Origin of the sequence: Alicyclobacillus shizuokensis NBRC 103103 (assembly GCF_001552255.1) — a bacterium.
In the GTDB taxonomy this organism is placed as follows: domain Bacteria; phylum Bacillota; class Bacilli; order Alicyclobacillales; family Alicyclobacillaceae; genus Alicyclobacillus_G; species Alicyclobacillus_G shizuokensis.
Genome location: NZ_BCQV01000029.1, coordinates 46,719 through 57,531 on the forward strand (window position 1 = coordinate 46,719; position 10,813 = coordinate 57,531).

At 60.8% G+C, this 10,813-nt stretch carries 11 protein-coding genes; 4 read left to right on the forward strand and 7 right to left on the reverse strand.

What is annotated here, in order from left to right; translation table 11 throughout:
- Positions 1 to 23 precede the first annotated feature (23 nt).
- From ASH01S_RS12120 to ASH01S_RS12130, 3 genes are all read right to left on the reverse strand, one after another.
- Complete coding sequence (locus ASH01S_RS12120; RefSeq protein WP_067928567.1) at positions 24 to 671, reverse strand: sensor histidine kinase; 648 nt, start codon at positions 669 to 671, stop codon at positions 24 to 26.
- A gap of 528 nt (positions 672 to 1,199) precedes the next feature.
- Positions 1,200 to 2,147 carry an SPFH domain-containing protein gene (locus ASH01S_RS12125; protein WP_067928570.1) on the reverse strand — a complete coding sequence of 316 codons (948 nt, stop codon included), beginning with the start codon at positions 2,145 to 2,147 and terminating at the stop codon, positions 1,200 to 1,202.
- Between the two features lie 66 nt (positions 2,148 to 2,213).
- Complete coding sequence (locus tag ASH01S_RS12130; RefSeq protein WP_169794233.1) at positions 2,214 to 2,660, reverse strand: NfeD family protein; 447 nt, start codon at positions 2,658 to 2,660, stop codon at positions 2,214 to 2,216.
- 248 nt (positions 2,661 to 2,908) lie between these two features.
- Here ASH01S_RS12130 and ASH01S_RS12135 point away from each other — a divergent pair, with 248 nt between their 5' ends.
- Positions 2,909 to 4,057 carry a glycosyltransferase family 4 protein gene (locus ASH01S_RS12135; protein ID WP_067928574.1) on the forward strand — a complete coding sequence of 383 codons (1,149 nt, stop codon included), beginning with the start codon at positions 2,909 to 2,911 and terminating at the stop codon, positions 4,055 to 4,057.
- A gap of 54 nt (positions 4,058 to 4,111) precedes the next feature.
- Entirely contained in the window at positions 4,112 to 5,032 is a 921-nt protein-coding gene (locus ASH01S_RS12140) for a diacylglycerol/lipid kinase family protein (protein WP_067928577.1), read from the forward strand.
- 23 nt (positions 5,033 to 5,055) lie between these two features.
- Here ASH01S_RS12140 and ASH01S_RS12145 read toward each other — a convergent pair whose 3' ends face one another.
- On the reverse strand, positions 5,056 to 5,763 hold the full coding sequence (locus ASH01S_RS12145) for a lysophospholipid acyltransferase family protein (RefSeq protein ID WP_067928579.1): 708 nt from the start codon (positions 5,761 to 5,763) through the stop codon (positions 5,056 to 5,058).
- Positions 5,764 to 5,908: 145 nt separating this feature from the next.
- On the opposite strand from ASH01S_RS12145, the gene ASH01S_RS12150 reads away from it, so the two are divergent.
- A complete protein-coding gene (locus tag ASH01S_RS12150) occupies positions 5,909 to 6,757 on the forward strand; it encodes an SDR family NAD(P)-dependent oxidoreductase (protein ID WP_067928582.1) in 849 nt (282 codons plus the stop codon).
- A gap of 43 nt (positions 6,758 to 6,800) precedes the next feature.
- On the opposite strand, the gene ASH01S_RS12155 is transcribed toward ASH01S_RS12150, so the two are convergent.
- The 3 genes from ASH01S_RS12155 to menC all read right to left on the reverse strand — a co-directional run bounded on the left by ASH01S_RS12155 (position 6,801) and on the right by menC (position 9,345).
- On the reverse strand, positions 6,801 to 7,883 hold the full coding sequence (locus ASH01S_RS12155; protein ID WP_067928585.1) for a class II aldolase/adducin family protein: 1,083 nt from the start codon (positions 7,881 to 7,883) through the stop codon (positions 6,801 to 6,803).
- A gap of 40 nt (positions 7,884 to 7,923) precedes the next feature.
- A complete protein-coding gene (locus ASH01S_RS18550; protein ID WP_157067122.1) occupies positions 7,924 to 8,097 on the reverse strand; it encodes a hypothetical protein in 174 nt (57 codons plus the stop codon).
- Between the two features lie 99 nt (positions 8,098 to 8,196).
- Positions 8,197 to 9,345, reverse strand: coding sequence for an o-succinylbenzoate synthase (gene menC / locus ASH01S_RS12160; RefSeq protein WP_067928587.1), 1,149 nt, complete (start codon positions 9,343 to 9,345; stop codon positions 8,197 to 8,199).
- Positions 9,346 to 9,722: 377 nt separating this feature from the next.
- On the opposite strand from menC, the gene bioB reads away from it, so the two are divergent.
- Positions 9,723 to 10,739, forward strand: coding sequence for a biotin synthase BioB (gene bioB, locus ASH01S_RS12165; RefSeq protein WP_067928590.1), 1,017 nt, complete (start codon positions 9,723 to 9,725; stop codon positions 10,737 to 10,739).
- Positions 10,740 to 10,813 lie beyond the last annotated feature (74 nt).

Below are 10,813 nucleotides of genomic sequence, written 5' to 3' on the forward strand. Positions count from 1 at the left end.
GCCGGTACGCAATCTCCCACCAGCTACTCATTACGATCGGCCACCTCGCAGATGACCTGCGTTCCGTGGCCGGGCTCGGACTGCACCGTCACGCGGCCACCCACTAACTCCATCCTCTCTTTCATGCCCTGCAAACCGTACGAAGTCGTTGACGTTTTGTCTGTCACGAATCCCACGCCGTCGTCTGTGACCAACGCTCTGTACAGGCCGTTTTCACGTTTCAATTCAATTTTGACTTTAGAGGCTTTAGCGTGCTTATGGATATTATTTAGAGCCTCCTGCACGACCCGAAACATTGCCACAGCCACACTCCGGGACAGTTTTGGATTTTCCCATGAACACTGCACATCGATTGACAAGCCGGACATTTGGGAAAACCTCTCCGCGTAGAGTTGAATGGCATCCGAAACGCCCCGCTCTAAAAACGTTGGCCTTAGATCAAAGATGAGTCTTCTCACATCATTCATTGCCGTTCGCAGCATCATCTGGAGTCGCTCAATCTCACGCACTGACTCCTCCACGCGTCCGCTTTCAAGCATCCGCTTGGTAACTTCGAGTCGCATGGTGACATTTGTCAGACTTTGGGCCGGCCCGTCGTGGATATCTCGGGCTACGCGCTTCCGCTCTTCTTCCAATAACTCTATCGTCCGTTCCGAGCTAAAAGTCTCCACAGCCACACCCCTGACGCGATATCAATTACACCTTCTCGCATCAAACCATCACATCCCTATCATAACCGAAAAACAATCTTGAAGAAATCTCACACCAACATTGACAATTATCCAGACTGATAGCTAAAATCATCCACAAGGAAGTTCGACACATTTCTCGATTCATGTGAGGCCCGGGGGGCAAAAGAGGTGACAGTTCTATGAAAAAACTATTGGCGTTGGTTTCCGTAGTAGTGACGCTATCGGCTATCGCCCCGATCACAATTACGGCTCTTTCTACTACATTGTCCGTTGATTCGACTCACTCAGTTAATCCTAATTCCAATCCTGGCGGAATATCGTACTTCTAAGACGCCCTACGGGATCTTACGTTGCCGCAGCTCTAATCAACACTAGGCCGTTCACCCCGGGAGCACACCCAGGCGGCAAGCGGTTTCGCCTGGGTGTTTTTGTCGTCTGCCGTCGAAAGTTCGCGATGCGTGACGCCGTCCTGACAGCCCACGCGCGCTTACCGATTGCCGCCGTGTCTCACTCGGCGTCTTTTCCTGCGTCTCCTTTGTTTGCCGCGGTTTTCAAGGCACCCAGCGCCCCCAGGACGCCGACAGCCTCCGATGGGATGAACAGCGTCGTGGCCGATCCGTTCGCCATCCCCTGCAGTGCCTCAAACGACTGATACGTCAGCACATTGGCGTCCAATTGCGCCTGGCGAATCATCTCGATACGGTTGCGCTCCGCCTCCGCGACCAAGCGAATGGCCTGAGCGCGCCCTTCCGCCTCCAGGCGCTGCGCTTCACGCACGCCCTCTGCCTCGCGAATTCGCGACTCCCGCAGCCCTTCCGCGCGCAGGATGGCGCTCTGCTTTTCACCCTCGGCCTTGAGAATCGCCGCCTGGCGCTCACCTTCCGCCTGCAGGATGTTCGCCCGCTTTTCGCGTTCCGCCTTCATCTGTTTCTCCATGGCATCCTGGATCTCCGCCGGCGGTTTGATGTCGACCACTTCAACGCGGTCGATGCGGACGCCCCACGACTCGGTCACCTCGTCGAGGGCGGTGCGCAGTGCCATGCTGATCTTGTCACGGCCAGCCAGCGTCTCGTCTAGCTCCATATGACCGACCACCTGGCGAATGTTGGCGGCGGTGATGTTCTGAATGGCTTGCACCACATTGGCGATGTTGTAAGTCGCCGTGCGCGCGTCGATAATGGTATAGAAAAACACCGTGTCAATCTGAATCTGCACATTGTCCTTCGTGATCACCATCTGCGGCGGCACGACGACCTGCTGCGTACGCAGGTCAACCATGCGCACCACGCGGTCGATAAACGGGATAATCAGGTTCACGCCCGGCTGCAAGGTCGCGTGATACTTGCCCAGGCGCTCCACAATCGCCAGGCGCTGCTGCGGGATGATGCGGATGCCGCGCACGATGAGCAGCACCACCAGCACAACCAAGATCAGGACGACTATCGTACCGACCATACCATTCCCTGCCCCTTTCCGGACTCAAACCCCCAGAAATTTTCACTTCTTGTCGCCGGCAAGCGTTTACTTGGCGCCCGCAGGCGGTTCCTGCACGGCCGGCTGGACGAACAGCACGCTCGATTCCGCCCGTACGACGACCACCTGACTGCCCGGTTCCAGCACCGCGTCACTCTGGGCGCTCCATAGCTCGCCCCTGACGCGGACGGTGGCCATGCGGCCAGGCGCGGCCCCTTTGACGACCACCGCCCGTTCCCCGACCATCCCCTCCAAGCGCGTCGTCGGGTAGCGCCGGTTTTTCCGCCACTTCTGCGCCACCGGCCGCGTGGCCAGGTACAGGCCCACGCTGACCACCGCAAAGATGAGCAGCTGAATCCACACGTCGGGCACGACCAGGCTGACCACGGACGTCACAAACGCGGCGATGGCCATCCACAGGAGAACGAAGGTCACCGTGGCCAACTCGATGACGCCAATCCCGAACGCGATGACCAACCAGATCCACCAGGCCAAAACGTTCACCCACTTTCGTGGTTCATCTTACGCTCATCTATACCAGACCTTCACCCTCTTCGCACTATGTTTTTTCCAGCGGCTCCAGGGACTGTCCCATTCCAGGAGCGCCAGGAGCGACGGATGGGCGGCACGGTTTGCCCGGCGACCCACTTGCGACGAGGAGCGACGGGTTGAGGTTCGGTATAGGCCGATTCCCATGCGGAGAGAATGATCATTTGAACGGCGACGTCTTGGAGGAATTCTGAATGCGGATTGCAGTGTTTTCGGAGACCTTTCTGCCGGGGACCGATGGGGTGGTCACGCGATTGTGCGCGACACTGGACCAGTTGGCCCATCAGGATCATGAGATTTTGCTCTTCGCGCCCGAAGGCGCGCCGCCCCAGTACGCGTCGGCACGGGTCATCGGTGTGCCTTCCTTTCGCTTTTACCTCTATCCGGAGAAGCGATTTGCATGGCCCTTTCCGCGCGTCGGGCGTATCCTGCGCGAATTTCAGCCCGATTTAATCCACTCGGTCAACCCCGGATTTCTCAGTTTCGCCGCCATTTACTACTCACGGCGGTTGCGCGTGCCGTTGATTGCCTCCTACCACACCCACATCCCCGCCTATGCCCGCTATTACCGGCTGCATTGGTTGGAACCGATGCTGTGGTGGTGTTTTCGCACCATCCACAATCGGGCGGCCATCAACCTCTGCCCCTCCGAAGCGACCATGGCGGAGCTGCGGGCCCGGGGATTTCGCAACCTCGCCCTCTGGGACAGAGGCGTCGACCTGCGCCGCTTTTCACCGGATCACCGGTCCCTTGAGATGCGTCGACGGCTGCTGGGCCGGCCGGGGGCCGACGCGAAAAGCGTGCGCGACACCCGCATTCTGTTGTATGTAGGACGCTTGGCCGCGGAAAAGGGGATTGAACGGTTGCGCCCCTGCTTAGACAAGATGTCGAACATCCACCTGGCCATCGTCGGGGACGGCCCGCACCGTGCGGCGCTCGAGCAGACTTTCGCGGGAACCAACACCACCTTCACCGGCTACCTGTTCGGCGACGAACTGGCGCAAGCCTACGCGTCGGCGGACGGATTCGTCTTCCCCTCCACCACCGAGACGCTCGGCCTGGTGCTGTACGAGGCGATGGCAAGCGGATTGCCCATCATGGCCGCGGAGAGTCCCGCGACGCTCGAGGTCCTTGAGCACGGGCGGGCCGGTTGGTTGTTCAATCCGCTGAGCCCAGATTCCATCCTCGCCACCCTGACGGATTTGTTCACCAACCAGCGCCGCCGACAGGCGGTTCGGAAACGCGCACAGGAGTTGGTCTCGCAGCTGGACTGGAGCGGTCCGACGCAGCAGCTGATTGATTACTATTACCGACTGTTTCACATGCAGGATCCGGCCGGCTAAAGCGCGAATGTACAACCTGCTCAACAGGCACAAGTCGGACGAGAGGATGTGGCCATGAACACCCTGTTCCTGGTGAATCCAGCGGCTGGTCGGGGCCGCGGCTTCCGGCGCTGGCGGGTGATGGCCCGCGCGCTGCGCGAAGGGGCGAAATTTCCGTTTGATGTCGTCTTCACTGAGGCCCCCGGACAGCCGGAGGCCCGCGCGCGCGAGGCCGCCAACAGCTATGAGCGCATCGTCGTGGTCGGCGGCGATGGTACCGTGAACGAAGTGGTCAACGGCGTCTTCGGCCGCAATGTCCGCATCGGTATCATCCCGTGCGGGACGGGCAACGACCTGGCGCGCGCCCTGGGTTTGCCCAAATCCACCCGGCGTCTGCTGAACATGCTCAATCACCCGAGCGAAGTGGAAGTCGATGTGGCGACACTTAACCATCGCCACTTCATCATCGCCGCCGGCATGGGCTTCGATGCGATTGTCGCCGATTACATCAACCGTCACAGCGCCGTCAAGCACCTCGGCCCCTTGGGCTACGCGTACAGCGCGCTGCGCATTCTGACCACCTTCGCGCCGACTGAAGTCCAGCTGCGCATTGATGGTGAAAGCCTACGAATTACGGATGTATGGATGCTGGTTGTCGGCAATTGCCCCTACTACGCGGGCGGCATGAAGCTGTTCCCGAACGCCCGCTTCAACGACGGCGTACTGAACATCTGTGTGGTCTCCAAGCTGGACAAGGTGAAGTTCCTGCGCCTGTTTCCGCTGGTGTACAGCGGCCAGCATATCCGCCGCACCGACGTCGTCACCGCCCTGCGCGGCCAAACGATTGATGTGGAGTTTCCGGCCGACACCTACGCGCACGTCGATGGCGAACCCCTGGCCATCCAGACCCTGCGCATCCGTCTCGCGGACAAGCCGATGCGCTTCATCAAGCCATCAGCCCCGGAGCTGTCACACCCCCTCCTGAAGCGAACGTAAACCTCCGTCGATCCGGATGCCAATCAACCGCTCCCATCTGGTGCTCCCGTCTCGTACTGGCCGTCCGACTCCTCCTGCAGGGGTGCCGACAACGTGGGCGCAGGTCGGGCGTGAATCCCCCTGCCCCATGCTCTGTCAGGTGTTGGCACGCGGGCCAGCAGGTCGTCCACGGCCGCCATGACCTGCCGAGACAGAGCCCGGGAATCCGCCCATGCATTGGGTTCCACCACAATCGGCCGACCGATGAGGATATAGTTGCGCCGGAAGACCCGGCGCGGGCGCAGGGTGATGGCCACAGGCAGGATGACGCTGCCCGTGCGCACCGCCAGAAATCCAACACCCGGCTTGGCGGGCAGGAGACCTTGTGCGCGGTTACGCGTCCCTTCCGGAAAGATGCCGACCACACCTTGCTGCTCCAAAATCCGCAATCCGGTACGGATGGCGCCGATACCGACGCCTCGTCGATTGACCGGAAACGCGCCCATGCGCCGGATGAGCCACGAGACTCCCGGTACGCGGAACAGCTCCTCCTTCGCCATGAAGCGAATCGAGGGGCTGAGGAAGGCCGAGAGCAGAACCGGATCGTTCATGGAGACATGATTGCCGGCCACCAGCAGCGGGCCTTGCTTCAGCCGCCAGAGCCGGTGCCGGCCGACAATATGGACGCGATAGAACACCCGGTAGTACAGTCGAACGAGGCAAGCGGCGATGCGAATCAGCCCGTGCTTCATGCTGCGCGTGTCTCCCTCTCGCGGTGGGCTCAGGATTGACGATACCTAGCGTATCCCAGGCCCTGCCCGCGCATGCGGCCGCTGGGGTTCATCCGTTTCGCCTACGGATATACTGGTAGCAATTCCGTAATCAGGAGGACGGTCTATGCGAGCGCAGACAGAGTCACCCATCGTCGTCATCATCGGTGGATCCGGCGGCATCGGCCGAGCGGTGACGGCGCAACTGGCAGAACAAGGCGCCCATGTGGTGCTGGTGGCCCGCGGCAAACCGGCGCTGGAGGAGGCGGCGGTCGAGATTGAGCGCCGCACAGGTAGAAAAACGGGGGTCTATGCCGCCGATTGCACCGAGGCCCCAGAGGTCACCGGGCTTGCGCGGTGGCTGGCGCAAACATACGGGAGGGTGGACATCCTCGTCTACGCGGCCGCCGTGTTTTCCCTCGCTCCCGCAGAGTCGCTCGACGTGGAAGAGGCGAAACAGGCCATGGAGATCAACTATTGGGGCGCGGTGAGAACGACCCAGGCCCTCCTGCCACTCATCCGGCGCAGCCAGGTGCGCTGCATCTACTACGTCTCATCGCTCTCGGTGCAGTGTACGCCCGCGTTTTTCACCGCCTACGCGGCCAGTAAACACGCCCTGCGCGGATTCGCGTTGGCCCTGCGGCAGGAGCTGCGGCCCCAGGGCATTCATGTCGGCATCCTTTCGCCCGGGCCCGTCCTGACACCGCTGATTGAAGGGCACATTCACAGCGGGATGTACCGCGTCCCTCCCGGTGTGCCAGTGCTACGCCCAGAGGCCGCTGCGCGCCAAATCGTGCGCGCCATCCAGAAAAGGCGCACGGACGTCACCATCCCGCGTCGTTTCGCCCCAGCGGCGCGGATTTCCCACATGTTTCCGCGACTGATGGAGGCTTACTACCGACTCACCATTCGCGACTGGGACAAGCTCGTCTTGGAACAAACGGATCGGCAACGCGATTCCACACCCCATCGCTGACAGCGGGTGTGGGTCTGCGCCGCATACGCAACCGCGCCGCATCCTACGCCATGGGCACCTGCGGGATCACCTTGCCGTCGATCCGCTCGAAGATGTCGTCCAAGTCGGGCCCGGTGATGGTCATGCCGTGGTTCTTGAGTCCGATGATGGCGCGCGTGGGGTCCTTTGCGCGACGCACCTCGTCGGCCACTGCGCGCGCCAATTCCACCGTGCCGCACGGGTAGTTGATCTGCGTCGACGGGATGCCCTCTATCCAGGCGTGGATGTGCACGATGGCGCCGACGTTCGGGTGCTCGGTGTAGATCATCCAATGCTCTATGGCATCCACCGACACCCGTCTCGGTGTCACGTGCGGCGGTACGCTCAACTGCATCGCCTTGCGCCGCTCGTCAAACTGCTTGACGAGCAGGATGTCCTTCCCTACCGTCCGCAGGTTGGCCTTGTTGACCCCGCTGGCGCTCATCCAAAAGCGCCGCCTGTCCTTTCTGGCGCTCAGGTTGCCGTAGCTGAGCCCGCCGATGCCGTACAGGTGCCTAACATGGCGCAAGTCCTCGGGCGGCAAAATCTCTTGAATCGGAAACGGGGCCGGCCACAGGTCCATCGCCTCAATCTGCTTCGCCGCACGGCTGACCTGCCGGGTGATGTCGTCGCCTTCCCAGAGTTCTTCGGGTAAATCGGTGTGGAAGTCGTTGTTGATGATGAGGTTGGAAGTGGCCAGCGGCTCCAGGCGCTGATACACGCGCGCGAAGTAGTCTTCGTCGTGTCCCTTGTGGGGCACGCGATAAAATCCTTGCTCCAAGGTCACAAAGTAGGTGTCAAAGTCGTCTGGTGCGTTGACCAGCAAAATCAGCAGATTGGACAGGGACCGCACCAGAATAGGATAGCCCGCGCGCAGGATGCTCTCCGGACGCTCGTCCAGCTGCGCCACGGTGACCACGTAGGTGGCCTGCGCCTTGCGCCGGTAAGGACGCGGGTGGTCCGAATCGGCAAAGTTGAGCACCAGCCGCAGGTCCTCGTCCCCCGGCTCCACCCGGGTGTGGCCTCTCTGCTGAAGCGTTCTGTCCAGCCCGTCGGCCAGCCAGCGCTGGCGCGGACTGAGGCGCTCTCCGACGATAGCGAAACGCATCGATGTACACCTCCGACGGCCGGTGGCCATGCGCACGAGGTCAGATATCCCGCTCGTCCCACGCCCTGTTGTGTCTATGGCGCGGGGACACGGACACTCGCCGCCGCTGCGCTGGGCGCCGGGGGACGGCCTCGAAGTACATCGAAGATCGTCCCGTGTCGATCTCTTCACCAATGAAAAACGCCAACAAGGCATCCACGATGTCCAGCTTCACGCCCATTCCCCCATTCTACGCGCCACCGGTTCACTCCTCAGCAGTGTTCCCCCAACAGGCGGAAATTATGTCTGGGGGTGCCACCGCGCCCCCGGCCCATCATTCCGCGCGGCCCTGCCTCGTCAGGTGCGCCTCCTCCACTGTCCACTTTTCCAGCCGATCCGTCCGCACGCGCGCGCCCACTCCGGCCAGCCGCTCCACCGCCAAAAAACCCGGACGGGCAAAGGTGACGGGCGGATCGACAATGTCCTCGGCAAAGTACCGGGCACTTGGGGCGGTATCCCCCGGCAGCGTGAAGCCGGGTAGGGCGGTGACGGCGATGTTGTGCAGGCGTCCGATGCCGGTCTCCAACATGCCGCCGCACCAGAGCGGGATGCCATGCGCTTGGCACAATTGGTGAATCGCCAGCGCCTCGCCAAACCCGCCGACGCGCCCGAGCTTCAGGTTGATGATACGGCAGGCGCCAAGTTCAATCGCCTTGCGCGCGTCCTCCGCGTGGTGGATGCTCTCGTCCAGACAAATGGGGGTCGCCAACTGTCGCTGCAGCGCGGCGTGGTCAACCAGGTCGTCGTGGGCCAGCGGCTGCTCTATCATCGTCAGGCCAAGACTGTCCAGGCGCTGGAACGTGTCCACAGCCGCCAGGGTGTAGGCGCTGTTGGCGTCGGCCATCAGCGGGATGTCGCCGAACTCGCGGCGCAGGGCGGACAGCGGATGGTAATCGTACCCAGGCTTGATCTTCACCTTGATACGTTGGAAGCCCTGCTCAAGGTATCCTTCCACCTTCTTCAGCAGCGCATCTATGCTCGGCTGAATGCCGACGCTAATCCCGACCGGGATGGCCCCTTTGTCGCCCCCGAGCAGGTCGGTCAGAGGCCTACCAGTGTCGGCAGCGAACGCGTCCCACAGGGCCATCTCCAGCGCGGCCTTGGCCATCTGGTTGCCTTTGAAGTGGGCAAAGTGGCGGCGGATCTGGTGCAGGTCCTCCACGCTGGAGAAATCCATCAGTTGAGGCACCCGGAACAGATACGGGATGAAAAACTCGGTCAATACGTGCCAGGCCGTGCCGGTGGTCTCGTCGGAATAAAGAGGCGCGGCCATGGCCACACATTCCGCGTAGCCGACGGCCCCGCTATCGGTTTCGAGCTGGACGATGATGACATCCTTGTCCGTTTCGACGCCGAACGACGTCTCGAACGGCTCCTGCATGGGTAAGCGCAGGCGGCGCAGGTGAACGGCTGCGACTCTCATGTTGCCCCCCCTTGCTCTCGATGATTCCATCCAGACACATGGACACATTGTTGCTCACAACGCTCCTGACCCTCGGCAATCGTCGTGTTCCCCCGCTGCGATGGGCACCTTCGTCACGGGCTCCATGCATCTGGCCTCCGGACTCGCATGCTAGCCCGATCTTAACAGAGCCCCGAGATGGCGGAAAGAGCGGGGCGCGCAGGGGACGTTTGCGATTTGTATAAATTCCGTTTCCGTGACAATTCCCTCGGGCTTATTGTAAACTTTAATTATGATTTTGGTTTACAACATGCGTCATACAGAGGAGTGAGTCGTACAGTGAGGCAGACAATCACCGTGGGGCGGGTCTGGACGATACTTTCACAGGAGGCGGAAGGATGACAACTATCACGAGCAACACCATTTGGCATGAGCTCGCCGAAAAGGTGATTGCGGGATACGACGTCACGCGCGAGGAAGCACTGGCGATGCTCACAGTGAAAGACCATGAGATCCTCACATTGCTCGATGCGGCCTATCGAATTCGGTATCACTACTATGGGAATCGGGTCAAGTTGAACATGATTGTCAACGCCAAGTCGGGGCTTTGCCCGGAAGACTGCGCCTACTGTTCCCAGTCCATCGTCTCGCAGGCGCCTGTCGCGAAGTACCCGCTGCTCTCGCGAGAGACGCTGGTAGCCAGGGCCGCCGAGGCGAAGTCCCGCAAGGCAGGGACCTATTGCATTGTGATGTCCGGCCGTCGACCGTCAAATCGCGAGATCGAAGAAGTTGCAGCTGCGGTAGAGGAGATTCGACGCACGACCGATCTCAAAATCTGCTGTTGCCTCGGCTTGCTCACACCGGAACAAGCAGAGCGGCTCGTGAAGGCAGGGGTACACCGTTATAACCACAATCTAAACACGAGTCGCCACCACTATGGAAACATCTGCACGACGCACACGTATGACGACCGAGTCGCCACTGTTGAGTTGAGTAAACAGTCCGGCATGTCCCCATGTTCCGGTGCCATCTTCGGCATGGGCGAAAGTGATGAAGAGCGAGTAGAGATTGCGTTTGCCCTCAAAGCGCTCGATGCCGATTCCATCCCCTGTAACTTCCTCAATCCTATCGAAGGGACTCCACTTGGCGGCACCGCCGTGCTAACGCCCCGCGAGTGTTTGAAGATCCTGGCCATGATGAGGTTTGTCAATCCCGCTAAAGAGATTCGCATCGCCGGCGGTCGCGAAGTCAATCTGCGGTCGCTGCAACCACTTGGCCTGTACGCGGCCAATTCGATATTCGTCGGCGATTATTTGACGACCGAGGGCCAAACCCCAGAAGCGGACTGGAAGATGATTGCAGATCTTGGCTTTAAAATCGAGTCGTCAGCACTCGGCCCGATGCCTGCGCGGTGAGTTCCACCATCCACGTTAAGTTTCATGCCGCAAATCTGAATTCCGTAGACTGGAGATACAAAAAGCACCTGGAA